The organism is Pseudocitrobacter sp. 2023LY-00077 (genome assembly GCF_055796175.1).
The window spans coordinates 134454-154666 of record NZ_JBSPEI010000002.1; the positions used below are offsets into that span (position 1 = coordinate 134454).

Below are 20213 nucleotides of genomic sequence, written 5' to 3' on the forward strand. Positions count from 1 at the left end.
TTCTCCTTATTGACGTGCGGCCAGCATAGCGGTCAGTTTTTCAGCCCAGGCTTTGGTTTCCGGTAAGTCCACCACCGGCTGGCTGTAGTGACCACGGTTGTCCGGGGCGACAGGCGTGGTGGCGTCGATAATCAGCTTGTCGGTGATCCCCGCCGGGCTTGAGCCAGGGTCGAGTTCCAGCACGGACATATTCGGCAACTGCACCAAATCCCCTGCCGGGTTCACTTTAGAGGAGAGCGCCCACATCACCTGCGGCAGGTTGAACGGGTCAACGTCTTCATCGACCATAATCACCATCTTTACGTAGCCCAGACCGTGCGGCGTGGTCATCGCACGCAGGCCCACCGCGCGGGCAAAGCCGCCGTAGCGTTTTTTGGTGGAGATTATCGCCAGCAGGCCATGGGTGTACATGGCGTTCACCGCCTGCACTTCCGGGAACTCGGCTTTCAGTTGCTGATACAGCGGCACGCAGGTGGCAGGCCCCATCAGGTAGTCGATTTCGGTCCACGGCATGCCGAGGTACAGCGATTCAAAAATCGGTTTGCTGCGGTAAGAGACTTTATCGATGCGCACCACGGTCATATTGCGCCCGCCGGAGTAGTGGCCGGTAAACTCACCGAACGGCCCTTCAATCTCACGTTTACGACTTTCGATAACGCCTTCGAGGATCACTTCCGAGCCCCACGGCACATCAAAACCGGTCAGCGGGGCGGTAGCGATCGGGTATGGGCTTTCGCGCAGTGCGCCCGCCATTTCATATTCAGACTGATCGTATTTCAGCGGGGTGGCCCCCATTAGCGTGATGATCGGATCGTTACCGAGGGTGATCGCAATCGGCAGATCTTCACCGCGTTCTTCCGCTTTATGCAGATGCAGAGCGATATCGTGCATCGGCACCGGTTGCAGGCCGAGCTTACGTTTGCCCTTCACTTCCATACGGTAGATGCCGACGTTCTGCTTGCCGAAGTTATCCGGGTCGAGCGGATCGCGGGAAACCACGCAGGCTTTATCGAGATAGAAACCGCCATCGCCATCGTTTAAACGAAACAGCGGCAGGATATCGAACAGGTTAATCTCGTCGCCATCGACGGTGTTCTGTGCCCACGCTGGATTAGCGCGGCGCTCCGGGGCAATCGGGAAGTTATCCCAGCGGCGGATAAACTCATCAATCTGCTTTTTGACCGGCGTATTCGGCGGCAGGCCGAGGGAAATCGCGTGGTTCTGCCAGGAACCGATGGTGTTCATCGCTACGCGCGCATCGGTAAAGCCGCGAATATTATCAAACCACAGCGCGGGCGCGCCGTCGCCAATACGCCCGGTGGCGTTGGCCGCAGCGGCCAGATCTGGCTCGGCGTTCACCTCTTCGCTGATTTTCAGCAATTGCCCCTGGTCGTCGAGCGCCTGTAAAAGCTGCGTAAATCATCAAAAGCCATTATGCATTCTCCTGTGAAAATGAGTGTGCCGACGGAAGCCCCTTCCAGCGGCGGGCCTTGTCATACTTCAGGCCGAATTGGTCCAGCACGCGGGTGACGATGTGATCGACGATGTCGCCCACCGTTTCCGGGTGGTTATAGAAAGCAGGCATGGGCGGCACCATCGCCACGCCCATGCGGGAAAGCGCGAGCATATTTTCCAGGTGAATGGTGCTGAGCGGCATTTCACGCGGCACCAGTACCAGCTTGCGGCCCTCTTTGAGCACCACATCTGCCGCGCGCCCTACCAGGCTGTCGGCGTATCCGGCGCGGATCCCCGCCAGGGTTTTCATGCTGCAAGGGATCACAATCATGCCGTCAGTCTGAAACGAGCCTGAGGAGATAGTCGCTGCCTGGTCCGCCGGGCTATGGCTGAAATCCGCTAACGCGGCGACATCGCGCGCGCTATAGGGGGTTTCCAGTTCGATGGTGGTTTTCGCCCACTTCGACATCACCAGGTGCGTTTCAACGTCTGGCATATCACGCAACGCCTGAAGCAGTGCGACGCCAAGCGGTGCGCCCGTCGCGCCGGTCATACCCACAATCAGTCTCATTCATCACCTCAATATTTGTTCGTGTACGAACGTTTTATATAACCTACGTCAGAATGTCCTTTCATACAATATTGTTCGTATACGATCGCACTCAGAGCTAAAAAATGAAGGATTAAAAAAGCGGCGCGTAGCGGCTATCATGAGAGAAAGTTTTTTACGATGGGGTTTTCATGGAGTTAAGAAACGAAGCATTCCACCTGCTGCGCCAACTCTTTCAGCAACACACCGCGCGCTGGCAGCAAGAATTGCCGGAGCTGACCAAGCCCCAGTACGCCGTGATGCGCTCTATCGCTGAGCATCCGGGCATTGAGCAGGTTGAACTGACGGAGGTCGCGGTCAGCACTAAGGCGACGCTTGCTGAGATGTTGAGCCGCATGGAGAGCCGCAATCTGGTGCGACGCGAGCACGATCCGGCCGATAAACGCCGCCGATTTGTTTTTCTCACCGAGGAAGGCGAAGCGTTATTGAACGCCAAAAAACCCATTGGTAACGGCGTCGATCGGGCGTTTTTAGCGCGATTGAGTGAGGAAGAGCGCGAACAGTTCACGCGGCTGGTGAGGAAAATGATGGGGTGAATGGCCTGCCCCAAAAAAAAGAAAAAGGCCAGTCTCTCGACCGGCCTTTTTGACGAATGTTCACTTACTCGCGGAACAGCGCTTCGATATTCAGCCCCTGCGTCTGCAAAATTTCACGCAGACGACGCAGACCTTCAACCTGAATCTGACGAACGCGTTCACGAGTCAGGCCAATTTCGCGGCCCACATCTTCAAGCGTTGCAGCTTCATACCCCAGTAAACCGAAACGGCGTGCCAGCACTTCACGCTGTTTAGCGTTCAGTTCGAACAGCCATTTGACGATGCTCTGTTTCATGTCATCGTCCTGCGTGGTGTCTTCCGGGCCGTTTTCTTTTTCATCGGCCAGGATGTCCAGCAGCGCTTTTTCAGAATCTCCGCCCAACGGCGTGTCAACTGAGGTAATGCGCTCGTTGAGACGCAGCATACGGCTTACGTCATCAACCGGTTTGTCCAGTTGCTCGGCTATCTCTTCCGCACTTGGCTCGTGGTCCAGTTTATGGGACAACTCACGCGCCGTACGCAGATAGACGTTCAGCTCTTTGACGATGTGAATCGGCAAACGAATGGTACGGGTTTGGTTCATAATCGCCCGTTCAATCGTCTGGCGGATCCACCAGGTCGCGTAGGTTGAAAAGCGGAACCCGCGTTCCGGGTCAAACTTCTCAACGGCGCGGATCAGCCCCAAATTGCCCTCTTCGATAAGATCCAGCAATGCCAGACCACGATTTCCATAACGGCGAGCAATTTTTACCACCAGACGCAGGTTACTCTCGATCATCCTGCGACGGGAGGCGACGTCTCCACGCAATGCACGACGTGCAAAATAGACTTCTTCTTCGGCTGTTAACAGTGGAGAATAACCGATCTCTCCAAGGTAAAGCTGAGTCGCGTCCAGCACACGCTGTGTGGCACCCTGCGATAACAGCTCTTCCTCAGCCAGGTCGTTATCACTGGGTTCCTCTTCTACTAAGGCTTTCTCATCGAAAACCTCTGCTCCGTTCTCATCAAATTCCGCGTCTTCATTTAAATCATGAACTTTCAGCGTATTCTGACTCATAAGGTGGCTCCTACCCGTGATCCCCAGGCAAAGCACCTTATCACTTCATCTTCAGACGGCGCATTTACACCGCCTGAATGACTCCGTGCTTAGTACTCTGCCGAATTATCGCTGCGGCAAATACTGCAGCGGGTTTACGGATTTCCCCTTGTAACGAATTTCAAAATGCAAGCGTGTCGAACTGGTTCCGGTGCTACCCATGGTAGCTATTTTTTGCCCCGCCTTGACCTCTTGTTGTTCCCGGACCAGCATTGTGTCGTTATGGGCGTAGGCGCTCAGGTAATCATCGTTATGTTTGATGATAATTAAGTTACCGTAACCTCGCAGCGCATTACCGGCATACACAACGCGACCATCCGCGGTCGCGGTGATAGCCTGTCCTTTGCTACCTGCGATATCGATGCCTTTGTTGCCTCCTTCGGAGCCGCCAAAGCCTTCGATGATTTTGCCGTCAGTTGGCCAGCGCCAGGACGAAATTGGCGCGCTGGTTGTCGTACTGCTGGCATTGGGTACGGAAGAGCTCGCAACCGGTGCTGTTACAGGCGCTGTGACTGTCGTCGCAGGCTTGTTATTAGGCAACATCTTGTTAGCACTTTGTTCACCTGAATCCTCAGAATACGTAATTGTTGGTTGCGACGCAACAGCCACGGTTGAATTTTGTGCAGGTTTTGCGACCGCCGTCTGAGAAGTGGTTGCCGCTTGCGTGCTGGCCATTGCAACCGGATTATTGCCGGTGATCGGCTGGCCGGACGCGTTCCCAACTTGCAGCACCTGGCCAACATTCAGCGCGTAAGGCGCGGCGACATTGTTGCGCTGCGCCAGGTCGCGGAAGTCGTTACCGGTGACCCATGCGATATAGAAAAGCGTGTCGCCATGCTTGACGGTATAAGTGCTGCCGCCCGCGTAACTGCCTTTCGGAATATCGCCGTATTTACGGTTATAGACGATATGACCGTTCTGCATTTGCACCGGTTGCTGGGCGACAGGCTGCTGAGTGACCGGCTGAATCTGCGTCGGCTGAGTTTGAACCGGCTGTACCGGTAGGATTTGCGGCGTGGCTGGCACGCTGTTTTGCGCCGTTGCGCCCGCTTTCTGCTGCGGCGTGATGAGCATGCCGGAATTGGTGCTGCTGGAGGTGTTTCCGTTAACAGAGGTTACCGGCGCAGGCGGATTGTCCGAAGACGTACAGCCTGCCAGCCAGAGTGAAACCAATGATAATGCCGCAACACGGCGTACGGTGATTTTTGGGCTTCCCGCGCTCATTTATCCCCCAGGAATAGTGTTAACTGCCAGTGTGTTAATAACCGTGTCGCGTCCATCGTGGACTCTTACAAAGTCTCCCCACGATACGCTGAATTGTGCCGAAAAACCTAAGAAAAATCCGGGTCTCAGGCCAGCTCTCCTTTGACTAAAGGAACAAAACGCACGGCTTCCACGGTATCAATAATGAATTCGCCTCCCCGTCGATGAACGCGTTTTAAAAACTGATGTTCATCGCCCACGGGTAAAACGAGAATGCCGCCTTCATCCAACTGCGACATTAGCGCCACCGGAATTTCCGGCGGTGCGGCCGTGACGATAATGGCGTCGAAAGGCGCACGCGCCTGCCAACCCTGCCAGCCATCGCCATGGCGAGTAGAGATATTATGCAAATCAAGCTGCTTCAGGCGACGTCTTGCGTGCCATTGCAAACTTTTAATGCGTTCAACCGAACACACGCGCTGCACCAGATGCGCCAGAATCGCGGTCTGATACCCGGAGCCGGTGCCAATTTCCAGCACCCGCGATTCCGGTGTTAACTCAAGCAGTTCGGTCATCCGCGCAACCATATAAGGCTGAGAAATAGTTTGCCCCTGCCCTATCGGCAAGGCGACGTTTTCCCAGGCTTTGTGTTCAAACGCTTCATCGACAAACTTTTCGCGCGGAACGCGGGCAATAGCATCCAGCACCCGCTCGTCACGAATGCCCTGCGTGCGAAGTTGTTCCAGAAGCGCCAGTACGCGTCCGCTTACCATTGCGTATCCACTCCCGCCTGTTCCAGCCAACTGCCTACGACTTCACGGGCGCTGTGCGCGGTTAAATCGACATGCAACGGCGTGACGGAAACATACCCGGCGTCAACCGCGGCAAAATCCGTATCCGGGCCAGCGTCCTGTTTTTCGCCCGGAGGGCCAATCCAGTAGAGCGTATTGCCGCGTGGATCCTGCTGCGGAATCACTTTATCCGCCGGATGACGGCTGCCGCAGCGGGTAACGCGAATGCCTTTGATTTGATCGAGCGGTAAGTCCGGCACGTTGACGTTGAGAATACGCCCGGTGCGCAGCGGTTCACGCGCCAGCGCGCGCAGTAACGTACAGGTGACCGCCGCCGCCGTGTCGTAATGCTGCGTGCCGTTCAGCGAAACCGCCAGCGCCGGAAAACCGAGGTGACGCCCCTCCATCGCCGCCGCAACTGTACCGGAATAGATGACGTCATCGCCCAGATTCGGCCCGGCATTAATACCCGACACGACGATATCAGGACGTGGGCGCATCAGGGCATTGACGCCGAGATAGACACAGTCCGTCGGCGTGCCCATCTGCACGGCGATATCGCCGTTTTCAAACGTAAAAGTACGAAGAGAAGATTCCAGCGTCAGCGAGTTTGATGCGCCACTGCGGTTACGATCGGGTGCAACTACCTGAACCTCGGCAAATTCCCGTAAGGCTCTGGCCAGTGCCTGTATGCCTGGCGCGTGGATCCCGTCATCGTTACTCAGCAATATTCGCATATTCACCTGTTGTATTGATAAGTTCCCTTACCACGCTGGTCGCAAAACTGCCCGCCGGGAGCCAGAAACGCAACTCCACGGTTACGTCGTCCCACCAGTTCCACTCAAGCTGTTGTGGATAGAGCAGCATCGCGCGCCGCGCGGCCTCTACTTTTTCGCACACCAGCAACGACTGGAGCGCAGTTTCTTCTGCAAGCTGAAATTGTTCAAATGCGAGCGCTTCACGCTGGGTTCCCCAGTCGCCGCTACCCGGCATTGACGCGGTGATCATCAATTCGCGTGCATCCACACGCGTTTGCAGTTCGGGCATTTCTTCAGGCGTGGCGACAAACCAGCTGCCGCGTCCCGCTAATTGTAGCGCATCGCCATCAACAACTTGATTAAATTCCGGTTTCTGTAAGCGCGCGCTCGCCAGCTGATTAAACAACGCACTGCGCGCTGCCGACAACCAAAAACTGCGTTTATTGCGATCGCGCACCGGCGCACCGCTTTCGGCCCAGCGCAGCGCACCCTGAAGATTACTGCCGCCAATACCAAAACGCTGAGCGCCAAAATAGTTCGGCACACCCTGGGCGTTAATCGCCTGCAGGCGCGTGTCGACATCCTCGCGGTGACTGACTTCGCGCAGAATAATCGTGAACTGATTGCCTTTCAGCGCGCCTAAACGCAGTTTACGCTTATGTCGCGCATACTCCAGCACCTGGCAGCCTTCCAGCTCGAACTTACTTAAATCGGGCATCTCTTTGCCCGGCACGCGTGCGCAGAGCCACTGCTCGGTGACCGCGTGTTTGTCTTTCTGCCCGGCAAAGCTCACTTCGCGAGCGTGAATCTTCAGGAATTTCGCCAGCGCGTCAGCCACGAAACGGGTATTGCAGCCATTTTTCAGGATGCGCACCAGAACGTGTTCGCCTTCGCCGTCGGGCTCAAACCCTAAATCTTCCACCACCAGGAAATCTTCCGGGTTGGCTTTCAGCAGCCCGTGTCCCTGCGGCTTACCGTGCAGGTAAGTCAGGTCATCGAATGCAATCATTTGTTTGCCTTATACAACAGAGCGACCGCTTCGCAGGCGATGCCTTCACCGCGCCCGGTAAAACCGAGTTTTTCAGTGGTGGTCGCTTTTACGTTAACGTCATCCATATGGCAGCCAAGATCTTCAGCGATAAAGACACGCATTTGCGGGATATGCGGCAGCATTTTCGGCGCCTGGGCAATGATAGTGACATCGACGTTGCTCAGGGTGTAGCCCTTTGCCTGCACGCGTTTCCAGGCCTCACGCAGCAGCGCGCGGCTGTCTGCGCCTTTGAACGCCGGGTCGGTGTCCGGGAAAAGTTTCCCAATATCGCCCAATGCCGCCGCGCCAAGCAGGGCATCGGTCAGCGCATGGAGCGCGACGTCGCCGTCCGAGTGGGCGAGCAGCCCTTTCTCGTAAGGGATGCGCACGCCGCCGATAATAATCGGCCCTTCGCCGCCAAACGCGTGTACATCAAAACCGTGTCCAATTCGCATTATGCTTTCTCCTGGTGTCCCGATCGGGTGAGGTAAAATTCTGCCAGCGCCAGATCTTCCGGGCGTGTCACTTTAATATTATCAGCGCGTCCGGCAACCAGCGCCGGATGAAAACCACAATATTCCAGCGCCGATGCTTCATCGGTGATGGTTGCGCCTTCGTTGAGCGCCCGGGTCAGGCAATCGAAGAGTAATTCGCGGGGGAAAAACTGCGGTGTCAGGGCGTGCCACAGATCGTTGCGGTCAACCGTATGGGCAATCGCAGGTTTGCCGGGCTCCGCGCGTTTCATGGTATCGCGCACCGGGGCGGCCAGAATACCGCCGACGCGGCTGGTTGCGCACAGCGCCAGCAGACGCGCCAGGTCATCCTGATGTAAACAAGGGCGCGCGGCATCGTGCACCAGCACCCACTCTGCATTGCCAGCGGCTTTCAGGCCCGCCAGCACGGAGTCGGCACGTTCGGCGCCGCCGTCAACGACGGTAATTTGCGGATGCTGTGCCAGAGAGAGTTGGCTGAAACGCTCGTCTCCGGGAGAGACAGCGATGATCACTCGCTGGACGCGCGCATTTGCCAGCAGCGCATCCACCGAATGTTCGAGAATCGTTTTGTTACCGATTGAGAGATATTGTTTCGGGCAGTCCGTTTGCATGCGGCGACCAAATCCGGCCGCCGGAACCACGGCGCAAACGCCCGGAAAAGTTGCTGCCATGTGTTAATCCTGGGCTTATTCTGTTTATCGGTTTGTTTGCCCTGAACTCTGATTGCGTTTCGACGCATCCGGCACCAGACGGTAGAAGGTTTCACCCGGTTTCGTCATGCTGAGTTCATTGCGTGCGCGTTCTTCGATAGCTTCCTGGCCGCCGTTAAGGTCATCAATTTCGGCGAAAAGCTGATCGTTGCGCGCTTTTAATTTGGCGTTAGTCGCCTCTTGTACTGACACGTCATCACGGACCCGGCTAAAGTCATGCAGACCATTTTTGCCGAACCACAACGAATACTGCAACCACACCAGCAAAGCCAGTAATAGCAGCGTTAATTTACCCATCCTGCCCCCTGAAAAACGGCATCATCATCCCAAAACTTGCCGTCGTACTCTACGCCGGCTGCGGACGATACCGCGTCACGCGGGCAATGTATCACATTTTGCCTGCCGATACTTATGTCTCGTTGTCGGGCGATTGTGCGGATTTTCACAAAAAACGTCAGGCTTAGCCCATCAACCATAGAAATAATAGACCGCACAACGCGGCGACGGTAAGCAACGTTGCGATAATACTGTAGCGCAATTTACTGTTCACCAGCGAGTGGATTGCCACGCCAATCACCACGGCAACGGGCATCAGCGCAAGGAAGAAAGGCCAGGTATAGAGGAAGAAAAACAGGGTGTTATTACCATACCAAAGGTAGGGAATACCCAATGCAATCAGCCAGGCAACGAAACCCACGGTTGCGCCTGACAAAGACCAGGTGGTTTCGTCATCAGGCGGGGGTATGGACTCTGAACGCGTCAGGCTGATGTTTTGAGTATTGCGCATAGTTAATCCTGTCAGGCCGGGCAACGATACGCCCGGCACTCTCTCAGGATCTGATGATATCGTCCTGTCTCAGCAGGTCTAACATTTGGTCCACTAAATTTGTTACCAATTGTTCACCATCGAGGTGGATTTCAGGTCGTTCAGGGGATTCATAGACTGAATCAATGCCGGTGAAATTGCGCAGTTCTCCGGCACGCGCTTTCTTGTATAACCCTTTGGGATCGCGAGCCTCGCAGGTATCAAGCGGCGTATCGACGAACACCTCGATAAAGCGCCCTTCCCCCACCCGCTCGCGCACCATCTGGCGCTCAGCGCGATGCGGAGAGATAAACGCCGTTAAAACCACCAGCCCGGCATCGACCATCAGGTTAGCCACTTCGCCCACCCGACGGATATTCTCTTTGCGATCGTCATCACTAAAGCCGAGATCGCTGCACAAACCGTGACGCACGTTATCGCCATCCAGCAGATAAGTGCTGACGCCCAGTTTATGCAGCGCCTCTTCCAGCGCCCCGGCAACAGTCGATTTCCCCGAACCCGAGAGCCCGGTAAACCACAGCACAACCCCACGGTGACCGTGGAGTTGCTCACGCTGTTGCGCAGTGACCGGATGAGCGTGCCAGACGACGTTTTCGTCATGCACCGCCATCACTTGCCTCCCAGCAGGTCACGCGCGCCCCAGTGTGGGAAGTGTTTACGCACCAGCGCGTTGAGTTCCAGCTCGAAGGCACTGAATTCCGATGCCACTGCTGTAGAAGTGGTATTCGGTTCGCGTACCATGCCTGCGCCCACCGTGACGTTGGTCAGACGGTCGATAAAGATCAGGCCGCCGGTAACCGGGTTTTGCTGGTATTTATCCAGCACCAGCGGTTCATCAAAGGTCAGATCCACCAGGCCGATGCCGTTCAGCGGCAGGTTATCAACGTCACGCTGCGTCAGGTTATTAATATCCACCTGATACTGAATACTGTCCACGCGGGCGCGGGTTTTCTTGCCTGCAATTTTTATGTCATAGCTCTGGCCTGCCGCCAGCGGCTGTTCCGCCATCCATACCACATCCACAGATGCACTCTGTACGGCAGGCAGCGTTTCGCTGGCATCCAGCAGCAGGTCGCCACGGCTGATGTCGATTTCATCTTTCAGCACCAGCGTCACGGCTTCGCCGGCAAAGGCTTCCTGCAAATCGCCATCGAAGGTAACGATGCGCGCGATGGAAGATTCCACGCCTGACGGCAGCACTTTAATGCGTTGCCCAACCTGAACATGCCCAGAAGCCAGCGTGCCGGAGAACCCACGGAAATCGAGGTTCGGACGGTTCACGTACTGCACCGGGAAGCGCATCGGCTGGGTGTCGACCACGCGTTGAATCTGCACGGTTTCCAGCACTTCCAGCAGCGTCGGGCCGCTGTACCACGGCATTTTTTCGCTCTGACTGGCAACGTTATCCCCTTCCAGTGCCGATAGCGGCACGAAGCGAATATCAAGGTTGCCAGGCAATTGTTCGGCAAAGGTCAGATAGTCCTGACGGATCTGCTCAAACTTCTCTTCGCTGAATTCAACCAGATCCATTTTGTTGACCGCGACGATCAGGTGTTTGATCCCCAGCAGCGTGGAGATAAAACTGTGGCGGCGGGTTTGATCGAGCACGCCTTTACGCGCGTCGATCAGCAGGATCGCCAGATCGCAGGTGGACGCGCCGGTCGCCATGTTACGGGTGTACTGCTCGTGCCCAGGGGTATCGGCGATGATAAATTTGCGCTTCTCAGTAGAAAAATAGCGATACGCCACATCAATGGTAATGCCCTGCTCGCGTTCAGCCTGCAGGCCATCCACCAGCAGCGCCAGATCCAGGCGCTCACCCTGCGTACCGTGACGTTTACTGTCATTGTGCAGCGAAGAGAGCTGATCTTCATAAATCTGACGGGTATCGTGCAGCAAACGGCCAATCAGCGTACTTTTGCCGTCATCCACGCTGCCGCAGGTCAGAAAACGCAGCAGGCTTTTGTGTTGCTGGGCGTGCAGATACGCTTCAACGCCGCCTTCATCCGCAATTTGTTGTGCAATTGAACTGTTCATGGCGGCTCCTTAGAAATAACCCTGACGTTTTTTAAGCTCCATCGAGCCTGCCTGGTCGCGGTCAATCACGCGGCCCTGACGCTCACTGGTGGTCGAAACCAGCATCTCTTCGATGATTTCCGGCAGCGTCTGCGCATCGGATTCCACTGCACCCGTCAGCGGCCAGCAGCCGAGGGTACGGAAGCGCACCATGCGTTTTTTGATAACCTCACCCGGCTGTAAATCGATGCGATCGTCGTCGATCATCATCAGCATACCGTCGCGTTCCAGCACCGGGCGCTCTGCCGCCAGATACAGCGGTACAATTTCGATATTTTCCAGATAGATGTATTGCCAGATATCCAGCTCGGTCCAGTTGGAGAGCGGGAAGACGCGGATGCTTTCACCCTTGTTGATCTGGCCGTTATAGTTGTGCCACAGCTCCGGGCGCTGGTTTTTCGGGTCCCAGCGGTGGAAACGATCGCGGAAGGAGTAGATACGCTCTTTGGCACGCGACTTCTCTTCATCACGACGCGCCCCGCCAAATGCGGCATCAAAACCGTATTTGTTCAGCGCCTGTTTCAGGCTTTCGGTCTTCATGATATCGGTGTGTTTGGCGCTGCCGTGCACGAACGGGTTAATCCCCATCGCCACACCTTCCGGATTTTTGTGCACCAGCAGCTCACAGCCATAGGCTTTTGCGGTGCGGTCGCGGAACTCGTACATCTCACGGAATTTCCAGCCGGTATCCACGTGCAGCAGCGGGAACGGCAGGGTTCCCGGATAGAACGCTTTACGCGCCAGGTGCAGCATCACGCTGGAGTCCTTGCCGATCGAATACATCATGACCGGGTTGGCGAATTCGGCGGCCACCTCACGGATGATATGGATGCTTTCCGCCTCCAGTTGCCGCAGGTGAGTGAGTCGTTTTTGGTCCATAACCGTTCCTTAAGCCAGATTCACTACAGAAGAATCGAAATTTTCTGAGTCTGTTGTGTGTTGAAACCAGGCGAGCTGGTGATGCAGTTCCACCACTTCGCCGACCACCAGCAGTGCTGGCATGGGGGCCTCTTTCGCCAGGTTTTCGAGTTGTTGCAGGGTGCCTGTTTTTATCTGTTGGTCCGCACGCGTACCGCGCGAAATTACCGCCACCGGCGTTTCGCTATCGCGTCCGTGTTGAATCAGTTGTTGGCTAATTTCCGCCGCTTTCATGGTGCCCATGTAAATCGCCAGCGTCTGACGGCTTTGCGCCAGCTGTTTCCAGTCAAAGGGCGTGCTGTCCGCTTTGTAGTGCCCGGTGACGAAAGTGACGCTTTGCGCGTAATCGCGGTGGGTGAGCGGTATGCCAGCATAGGCTGTTGCACCTGCGGCTGCCGTCACGCCAGGGACGACCTGGAAGGGAATTCCCGCTTCTGCTGCCGCCTGAAGTTCTTCGCCGCCGCGCCCGAAAATAAACGGGTCACCGCCTTTAAGGCGCACCACGTTTTTGCCTTCACGCGCCGCTTCGATTAGCAGACGATTGGTGTCATGCTGGGCTACGGCATGCGTTCCCGCGCGTTTACCCACGCAGATAAGTTCTGCATCACGACGCACCAGTTCTCGCACTGCGTCGCTCACCAGGTGATCGTAGAAAACGATATCCGCCTGCTGAATGACCTGAAGCCCGCGCAGCGTCAGCAGCCCGGCATCACCCGGTCCTGCGCCCACCAGAATAATCTCGCCCACGCGCCGCTGCGGCTGAGCCAGTTCATCCTGTAATGCCGCTTCCGCCGCCTGCTGATTGCCGGCAAGCAACATGTTGGCAATACGGCCACGGAACACGCGTTCCCAGAATCGACGGCGCTCGGCGGTGGTTTTCAGGTGCGTTTTAATCGCATGACGCCAGTAACTGGCCGCTTCGGCCAGCAGGCCTAAGCGCGTTGGCAGCAGCGCTTCAATTTTTTCGCGCAGGATGCGTGCCAGTACCGGCGCGGTGCCGCCGGATGAAATCGCCACCAGCAGCGGCGACCTGTCCACAATCGACGGGAAAATAAAGGAACACTGCGACGGGCTATCCACCACATTCACCAGCCGCTGGCGGGCATTTGCCGCGTCATAAATACGCTGATTGAGTACGCTATCTTCAGTGGCGGCAATCACCAGGAAAACGCTATCGAGCTGTGTTTCCTGAAAAGAGTCTGCCAGCCATGCAATCTTGTTATCCGCCACCAGAGCCGCCAATTCGTCACACAGCGTTTCGCTCACGACCTGAACGTTAGCGCCCGCGCGAAGCAAAAACGCAATCTTACGAGCAGCGGTGTCATCGCCGCCCACAACCAGGGCAGTGCGGTCTTTCACAGCGGCAAAAAGGGGCAGATAATCCACAGAGTTACAACTCACTAACAATCAGTCATAGAGGGACTATAGGGTGCCCCTTAGTGCAAATGAAATTACGAAATGGAATGAGTAGTTCCTCAAAGGAATAACAGCCTAAAAAAGCAAATATCAAAAAGTGCTTAACACCCTCTTTTTTGGGCATTTAAGAAGAAATGAAATTGTGTAATTACCGCCTCGGTTTCATACTGGCTGCGTCTAATTTTTTGCATTGTTTAAAGGATTTCCCTATGTCTTCCGCACTGCGTCGCCGCCTCTTTGCGCTGGCGCTTGGCGTATGCTCTGCCTTCCCGGCACTGGCGACAACGACGTCGCCCGGTTCTATCGCAAACACCCAGGCTCGCTATATCGCAACCTATTTCCCTGGCCGTATTACCGGCACACCGGCAGAGATGCTGTCGGCCGATTATTTGCGTCAGCAGTTTGCCAAAATGGGTTATCAAAGCGATATCCGCACGTTCCACAGCCGCTATATCTACACCGCCAAAAACAACCGCCAGAACTGGCATAACGTGATTGGCAGCACCGTTATCGCGGCGCATGAAGGTAAATCGCAGCAGCAGATTATTGTGATGGCGCATCTGGACACCTACGCGCCGCAAAACGATGGCGATGTCGAAAATAATCTCGGCGGGCTGACGCTTCAGGGTATTGATGATAACGCGATGGGGCTGGGCGTGATGCTTGAGCTGGCAGAGCGTCTGAAAGACGTGCCGACGGAGTACGGCATTCGCTTCGTCGCCACCAGCGGCGAGGAAGAAGGCAAGCTGGGCGCGGAGAATCTGCTCAAACGCATGAGCGCCGCCGAGAAGAAAAATACGCTGCTGGTTATCAACCTCGATAATCTGGTCGTCGGCGATAAGCTCTATTTCAACAGCGGCGTTAAAACCCCGGCGTCGGTACGAAAACTCACGCGTGACCGCGCGCTGGCAATTGCACGCAGCCATGGTATTTCTGCCTTTACCAACCCAGGTTTGAATCCTGATTATCCAAAAGGTACCGGTTGCTGTAATGACGCTGAAGTGTTTGATAACGCAGGTATTCCCGTGTTGTCTGTCGAAGCCACGAACTGGTCGTTAGGGAAAAAAGATGGTTATCAACAGCGGGCAAAAACGCGCAGCTTCCCGGAAGGAAACAGCTGGCACGATGCGCGGCTGGATAATCAGCAGTATCTCGATAAAGCCCTACCGGGCAGAATTGAGCGCCGCAGCCGCGATGTAGTGAAGGTGATGATGCCGCTGGTTGCGGAACTGGCGAAGGCGGGGAAGGTTTAGGTTAAAAGGGTGCCGGAGACCAAACCATCACAATCCAATACGCGGGGTTTTACCCCCGCGTGATGGCTACTTCTTCGATTCGTAAGCGAGAACAGCCTTAAACTCCATACCACGCTCTCTGATACTCAACTCACACAACGAGTCGCCTACCATTAGCGTGAATCCCAGTACTGTAAAACACAGCACTATGATTGCCACAAGGGCATATTTTGTTAGCATGTCTTGCCTCCCTGCAAAGAAGAGACTAACATCCGAATTGCTTAGGTTCGGACGCTGGCCTCAGGTTGATAGAAATATCGCCTGGGGCTTTTGTCCATCTGGAACCTCGCGAATGCTCAACGCCAGACAGCCTCAAGCACCCGACGCCATTCTATGCCTGTTGATTCCCCCTGCTATATTCACGTTTAAAAGCAGGAATGCGGCTCGCAAAATAAAAACGCCCCCATCTTTTCAGACAGAGGCGTTTATTAAGCGGCACGATGTTTTACCCTTCGTGCAGCCCACATTCCCTTTTTAAGCCAAAGAAACGTGTTTCTTCTTCCGCCATGCCGGGTTCCCATTTACGGGTTGTATGGGTATCACCGACGGATAAATATCCTTCGTCCCATAATGGGTGATATTTCAGGCCATGTTTTTGCAGGTACTGATATATCGTCCGGTTATCCCAGTCGATAATCGGCAACACCTTAAATACACCCCGCTGAACCGCCAGTACCGGCAATGTTGCGCGGCTACCGGATTGTTCGCGGCGCAGGCCAGCAAACCAGGTTTGCGCGTTCAGTTCTTTCAGCGCCCGGTTCATCGGTTCGACTTTGTTGATATCGTTGTACTTCTCAATACCTTCAACACCCTGCTCCCACAGTTTGCCGTAGCGCGCTTCCTGCCAGGCGGCGCTCTCGGTGGCGCGGTACACTTTCAGGTTGAGCTTGAGTTTGTCCGTTAACTCATCGATAAAACGGTAGGTTTCCGGGAACAAATAACCCGTATCGGTGAGGATCACCGGAATATCCGGACGGATCTGATTCACCAGATGCAGGCTCACCGCCGCCTGAATGCCGAAGCTGGAAGAAAGCACATATTCACCGGGCAGATTTTCCAGCGCCCAGGCGACGCGGCCTTCAGCGTCCAGTTTTTCAAGCTCGGCGTTGGTTTGGGCCAGCGCCAGAATGCGGTCTACCTTTGGCAGTTCGTTCAGGGCGTTTAGATCGAGTTTGGACATAAGTTCCTCACTGTTTGCCTTGCGGGTTAAGTAGGCCGAATAAGGCGTTTACGCCGCATCCGGCAAAAGATGCCACAGTGCCTGATGGCGCTTCGCTTATCAGGCCTACAAAACCGGGCAGGAGCGGCAATTCAAGTTAATCCCACAAATCGCGCGCCGGGTCGAGCACCGGGCGAATGATGCCCGCACGCACCGTAAAGTCGCCGAAGCCTTCACCCGCTTCACGCTCTTTCGCCCAGCGCCCTACCAGCTCATCAATCACCGCAAGAATTTCGGTATCAGTGATGTTTTCTTTGTACATACGCGGGATACGCGTTCCCATGCGGTTACCGCCAAGGTGCAGGTTGTAGCGACCCGGCGCTTTACCGATCAAGCCGATCTCTGCCAGCATCGCGCGGCCACAGCCGTTCGGGCAGCCCGTCACGCGCAGGACGATGTGCTCATCGCTGACACCATGCGTCGCCATCACCGCTTCCACCTTGTCGACGAACGACGGCAGGAAACGCTCAGCTTCGGCCATCGCCAGCGGGCAAGTTGGGAACGAGACGCAGGCCATTGAGTTTTCACGCTGCGGGGTGACAACATTCATCAGGCCGCTCGCCTGCGCAATTTTCTCGATCTTCGCTTTCTGGCTTTCCGGTACACCGGCAATGATCAGGTTCTGGTTCGCGGTAATGCGGAAATCGCCTTTGTGGATCTTCGCGATATCCAGCAGACCGGTTTTCAACGGACGCCCCGGATAATCAAGGATACGACCATTTTCTATAAACAGCGTCAGATGCCATTTGTCGTCGATCCCTTTTACCCAACCGATACGATCGCCACGTCCGGTGAACTCATACGGACGGATCGGTTCAAATTTGATTCCCGCGCGACGTTCAACTTCCGCTTTAAACGTCTCAACACCCACACGCTCGAGCGTGTATTTGGTTTTGGCGTTTTTACGGTCGGTACGATTACCCCAATCGCGCTGGGTGGTAACGACCGCTTCCGCTACCGCCAGGGTATGCTCCAGCGGCAGATAACCAAATTCGCTCGCGGTGCGGGCGTAGGTTTTCTTGTTACCGTGCTCGATGGAAAGCCCACCGCCCACCAGCAGGTTAAAGCCTACCAGCTTGCCATTTTCGGCGATCGCCACGAAGTTCATGTCGTTGGCGTGCAGATCGATATCGTTCTGCGGCGGGATCACCACCGTGGTTTTGAACTTACGCGGCAGATAGGTCTGACCGAGGATCGGTTCTTCATCAGTGGTGGCGACTTTCTCCTGATCGAGCCAGATCTCCGCATAGGCGCGGGTGCGCGGCAGCAGATGCTCAGAGATCTTCTTCGCCCACTCGTACGCTTCTGCGTGCAGTTGCGACTCATACGGGTTCGAGGTGCACAACACGTTACGGTTCATATCGTTGGCGGTCGCCAACGCGTCAAGACCGACCGAGTGCAGCATCTGGTGCACCGGTTTGACGTTCTTCTTCAGAATGCCGTGAAACTGGAACGTCTGGCGGTTGGTCAGACGGATGCTGCCGTAAATCGTGTTATCAGCGGCGAATTTATCAATTGCCTGCCACTGTTTAGTGGTGATCACCCCACCCGGCAGACGGCAGCGCAGCAGCATCGCATGACGCGGTTCCAGCTTCTGTTCAGCACGTTCCGCGCGGATATCGCGGTCATCCTGCTGATACATGCCGTGGAAACGGATCAGCAGGAAGTTATCGCCCTTGAACCCACCGGTCAGGCCATCGTTTAAATCTTCAGCAATCGTGCCGCGCAGGTAGTTGCTCTCAAGCTTCATGCGCTCGGCGTCTGCCAGTTTACCTTCGACCACTAAAGGCCCTGGATGTTTTTCGCTCATTAGTAGACATCTCGCTGATAACGGCGCTCTACGCGCAGCTCACTTAAAAATTCATCCGCCGTTTCGGTGTCCATGCCACCAAATTCGGCAATCACTTCCAGAAGTGCCTGTTCAACGTCTTTCGCCATTCGATTGGCGTCGCCACAGACATAAATGTGGGCACCGTCATTGATCCAGCGCCACAGCTCTGCACCCTGTTCGCGCAGTTTGTCTTGTACGTAAATTTTTTCTTTTTGATCGCGCGACCAGGCCAGATCGATACGGCTCAAAACGCCCTCTTTCACGTAACGCTGCCATTCCACCTGATACAGGAAGTCTTCGGTAAAGTGTGGATTGCCAAAGAACAGCCAGTTTTTACCCGGCGCTTCGTCGGCGGCGCGTTGCTGCATAAAGGCGCGGAATGGCGCGATACCGGTGCCAGGACCAATCATAATCACCGGGGTTTCCGGGTTTGCTGGCAGGCGGAAGTTGTCGTTATGTTCGATAAAGACGCGGACCTCTCCCTCTTCTTCCACGCGGTCCGCAAGGAAGCTGGAGGCACCACCCGCACGGGCGCGGCCTTCAATGTCGTAACGCACCACGCCAACGGTGACATGCACTTCGCTTTCCGCTTCCGCCTGCGATGAAGCGATGGAATAGAGGCGCGGCGTCAGCGGGCGTAGCAGGGTGATCAACGTTTCAGCATCAAGCTGCGCCGGGGAGAAACGCACCATATCGACAATCGGCGTGGTCGCGGCGTAATGCTGTAACTTCGCTTTATCGCCCACCAGCGGCAGCAGCGTTTCGCTGCGGGTCAGCGTGGCGTAGTTCTCAACGATGTTGGCGGTGTTAACCGTCAGTTCAAAATGCCACTGTAAAGCTTCAGCCAGCGGCAGGGTTTTGCCGTCAACGGTGACAGGTTCATCGCCTTTCAGCCACAGCAGTTCGACAAGTTCTTTCACCAGTGCCGGATCGTTCTGATACCAAACACCCAGCGCATCGCCCGGCTGATAGCGCAGGCCAGAGTCGCCTAAATCAATTTCGATATGACGAACGTCTTTTTCTGAATCACGGCTGGTGATTTTCTGGTTAACGGACAAGCTTGCCGTTAGCGGCGCTTCTTTGCTGTATGGGCTGGTGTAGATTTCATTCACTGCGCCCGTGGCGAAGGATTGCGAAGGTGCTGCGACAGGCGCACGGGATTTCAGTACATCAACCACGCGGGCGCGCCATTCGCTGGCGGCAGCCTGATATTCAACATCGGCATCTACACGGTCAAGCAGACGCTCGCCGCCGAGCTCCGCCAGTTTGCTGTCGAAATCTTTACCGGCCTGGCAGAAGAATTCATACGAAGTATCCCCCAGCCCCAGCACGGCAAACGCGGTGCCATCAAGTTTCGGTGCTTTTTTCGAGAACAGGAACTTATGCAGCGCCACCGCTTCTTCCGGCGGCTCCCCTTCCCCTTGCGTGGAGGCAACGACAACCAGCAGTTTTTCTGACGCGATTTGTTTGAATTTATAATCCCCGGCATTCACCAGGTTCACGTTCAGTTTCGCGGCGAGTAAATCGTCACGCAGCGCTTCAGCGACGCGGCGAGCGTTGCCGGTTTGCGAGGCAGAGATAAGTGTAATGGTTGGGGCCTGAACAGCCGCAGGCGTTGCAGTAACGGCTGCCGCACCAGGCTGCTGGTTTAGCACGCCCCAGAAATAGCCGGAAACCCAGGCAAGCTGGGTCGGCGTTAAGTCAGTCGTGGCCGCCTGAAGGCGTGCCAGTTGCTCCGTATTAAGCGGCAGCAGCGCGGAAGGGGGGACCTGTGTTGTCATGCTTGTTATGTTCCAGTATCAAAGCTGTTTTAAATCGGGAAAAACAAAACTGAATGTAAGGTTAACGAGCTGGATAATAACAATTAAAGAAGGGTTGGAAATATCAAATAACCAAATGGACTAACCTGATTTCCAGGTAGTTATTAGCAATAAAAGTGATTGGATAACCTA

Annotated in this window: 20 protein-coding genes and 1 pseudogene; 2 read left to right on the plus strand and 19 right to left on the minus strand. The window is 55.4% G+C overall.

The window, feature by feature from the left end; genetic code table 11:
- Positions 1 to 6 precede the first annotated feature (6 nt).
- Both ACWWFX_RS03065 and ACWWFX_RS03070 read right to left on the minus strand, forming a co-directional pair.
- Positions 7 to 1433, minus strand: a pseudogene (locus ACWWFX_RS03065) (non-oxidative hydroxyarylic acid decarboxylases subunit C).
- Positions 1433 to 2026 (minus strand): non-oxidative hydroxyarylic acid decarboxylases subunit B, encoded by a 594-nt coding sequence (locus ACWWFX_RS03070; RefSeq protein ID WP_276224039.1) that lies wholly within the window; start codon positions 2024 to 2026, stop codon positions 1433 to 1435. Before ACWWFX_RS03070 ends, ACWWFX_RS03065 begins: the two are co-directional and overlap by 1 nt.
- Before the next feature lie 170 nt (positions 2027 to 2196).
- Here ACWWFX_RS03070 and ACWWFX_RS03075 point away from each other — a divergent pair, with 170 nt between their 5' ends.
- A complete protein-coding gene (locus ACWWFX_RS03075; protein ID WP_473223195.1) occupies positions 2197 to 2601 on the plus strand; it encodes a MarR family winged helix-turn-helix transcriptional regulator in 405 nt (134 codons plus the stop codon).
- A 64-nt stretch (positions 2602 to 2665) separates the two neighbouring features.
- Here ACWWFX_RS03075 and rpoS read toward each other — a convergent pair whose 3' ends face one another.
- The 13 genes from rpoS to cysG all read right to left on the minus strand — a co-directional run bounded on the left by rpoS (position 2666) and on the right by cysG (position 13880).
- Positions 2666 to 3658: an RNA polymerase sigma factor RpoS gene (rpoS, locus tag ACWWFX_RS03080; protein ID WP_015963258.1), complete on the minus strand. Its 993-nt coding sequence runs from the start codon at positions 3656 to 3658 to the stop codon at positions 2666 to 2668.
- A 105-nt stretch (positions 3659 to 3763) separates the two neighbouring features.
- Positions 3764 to 4921 (minus strand): murein hydrolase activator NlpD, encoded by a 1158-nt coding sequence (gene nlpD / locus ACWWFX_RS03085; protein WP_473223196.1) that lies wholly within the window; start codon positions 4919 to 4921, stop codon positions 3764 to 3766.
- 125 nt (positions 4922 to 5046) lie between these two features.
- On the minus strand, positions 5047 to 5673 hold the full coding sequence (locus ACWWFX_RS03090) for a protein-L-isoaspartate(D-aspartate) O-methyltransferase (RefSeq protein WP_015963256.1): 627 nt from the start codon (positions 5671 to 5673) through the stop codon (positions 5047 to 5049).
- Entirely contained in the window at positions 5667 to 6428 is a 762-nt protein-coding gene (gene surE / locus ACWWFX_RS03095) for a 5'/3'-nucleotidase SurE (protein ID WP_015963255.1), read from the minus strand. Before surE ends, ACWWFX_RS03090 begins: the two co-directional genes overlap by 7 nt.
- Positions 6409 to 7458, minus strand: a complete 1050-nt coding sequence (gene truD, locus ACWWFX_RS03100; protein WP_473223197.1) for a tRNA pseudouridine(13) synthase TruD — start codon at positions 7456 to 7458, stop codon at positions 6409 to 6411. Before truD ends, surE begins: the two co-directional genes overlap by 20 nt.
- Complete coding sequence (gene ispF, locus ACWWFX_RS03105) at positions 7455 to 7934, minus strand: 2-C-methyl-D-erythritol 2,4-cyclodiphosphate synthase (protein ID WP_015963253.1); 480 nt, start codon at positions 7932 to 7934, stop codon at positions 7455 to 7457. The genes truD and ispF overlap by 4 nt, the downstream gene beginning before the upstream one ends.
- Positions 7934 to 8644 carry a 2-C-methyl-D-erythritol 4-phosphate cytidylyltransferase gene (ispD, locus tag ACWWFX_RS03110; protein ID WP_327622012.1) on the minus strand — a complete coding sequence of 237 codons (711 nt, stop codon included), beginning with the start codon at positions 8642 to 8644 and terminating at the stop codon, positions 7934 to 7936. The genes ispF and ispD overlap by 1 nt, the downstream gene beginning before the upstream one ends.
- Positions 8645 to 8668: 24 nt before the next feature.
- On the minus strand, positions 8669 to 8980 hold the full coding sequence (gene ftsB, locus ACWWFX_RS03115) for a cell division protein FtsB (protein WP_015963251.1): 312 nt from the start codon (positions 8978 to 8980) through the stop codon (positions 8669 to 8671).
- 163 nt (positions 8981 to 9143) lie between these two features.
- Positions 9144 to 9470, minus strand: a complete 327-nt coding sequence (locus ACWWFX_RS03120) for a DUF3561 family protein (RefSeq protein ID WP_015963250.1) — start codon at positions 9468 to 9470, stop codon at positions 9144 to 9146.
- A gap of 43 nt (positions 9471 to 9513) precedes the next feature.
- The gene (gene cysC / locus ACWWFX_RS03125) at positions 9514 to 10119 is read right to left on the minus strand and encodes an adenylyl-sulfate kinase (RefSeq protein ID WP_149463406.1); all 606 of its coding nucleotides are present in this window, start codon (positions 10117 to 10119) and stop codon (positions 9514 to 9516) included.
- Positions 10119 to 11546, minus strand: coding sequence for a sulfate adenylyltransferase subunit CysN (gene cysN, locus ACWWFX_RS03130; RefSeq protein ID WP_473223198.1), 1428 nt, complete (start codon positions 11544 to 11546; stop codon positions 10119 to 10121). The genes cysC and cysN overlap by 1 nt, the downstream gene beginning before the upstream one ends.
- A gap of 9 nt (positions 11547 to 11555) precedes the next feature.
- The gene (cysD, locus tag ACWWFX_RS03135; RefSeq protein ID WP_473223199.1) at positions 11556 to 12464 is read right to left on the minus strand and encodes a sulfate adenylyltransferase subunit CysD; all 909 of its coding nucleotides are present in this window, start codon (positions 12462 to 12464) and stop codon (positions 11556 to 11558) included.
- 9 nt (positions 12465 to 12473) lie between these two features.
- Positions 12474 to 13880, minus strand: coding sequence for a siroheme synthase CysG (gene cysG / locus ACWWFX_RS03140; protein WP_276224047.1), 1407 nt, complete (start codon positions 13878 to 13880; stop codon positions 12474 to 12476).
- 248 nt (positions 13881 to 14128) lie between these two features.
- Between cysG and ACWWFX_RS03145 the strand changes: the two genes are divergently transcribed.
- Entirely contained in the window at positions 14129 to 15172 is a 1044-nt protein-coding gene (locus tag ACWWFX_RS03145; protein ID WP_276224020.1) for an aminopeptidase, read from the plus strand.
- A gap of 66 nt (positions 15173 to 15238) precedes the next feature.
- Here ACWWFX_RS03145 and ACWWFX_RS03150 read toward each other — a convergent pair whose 3' ends face one another.
- The 4 genes from ACWWFX_RS03150 to cysJ all read right to left on the minus strand — a co-directional run bounded on the left by ACWWFX_RS03150 (position 15239) and on the right by cysJ (position 20042).
- Positions 15239 to 15391: a Hok/Gef family protein gene (locus tag ACWWFX_RS03150; RefSeq protein ID WP_000956460.1), complete on the minus strand. Its 153-nt coding sequence runs from the start codon at positions 15389 to 15391 to the stop codon at positions 15239 to 15241.
- 265 nt (positions 15392 to 15656) lie between these two features.
- A complete protein-coding gene (gene cysH, locus ACWWFX_RS03155) occupies positions 15657 to 16391 on the minus strand; it encodes a phosphoadenosine phosphosulfate reductase (RefSeq protein ID WP_276224015.1) in 735 nt (244 codons plus the stop codon).
- A gap of 136 nt (positions 16392 to 16527) precedes the next feature.
- Positions 16528 to 18240 (minus strand): assimilatory sulfite reductase (NADPH) hemoprotein subunit, encoded by a 1713-nt coding sequence (gene cysI / locus ACWWFX_RS03160; RefSeq protein ID WP_473223200.1) that lies wholly within the window; start codon positions 18238 to 18240, stop codon positions 16528 to 16530.
- Complete coding sequence (gene cysJ / locus ACWWFX_RS03165) at positions 18240 to 20042, minus strand: NADPH-dependent assimilatory sulfite reductase flavoprotein subunit (protein ID WP_473223201.1); 1803 nt, start codon at positions 20040 to 20042, stop codon at positions 18240 to 18242. The genes cysI and cysJ overlap by 1 nt, the downstream gene beginning before the upstream one ends.
- Positions 20043 to 20213: the final 171 nt, after the last annotated feature.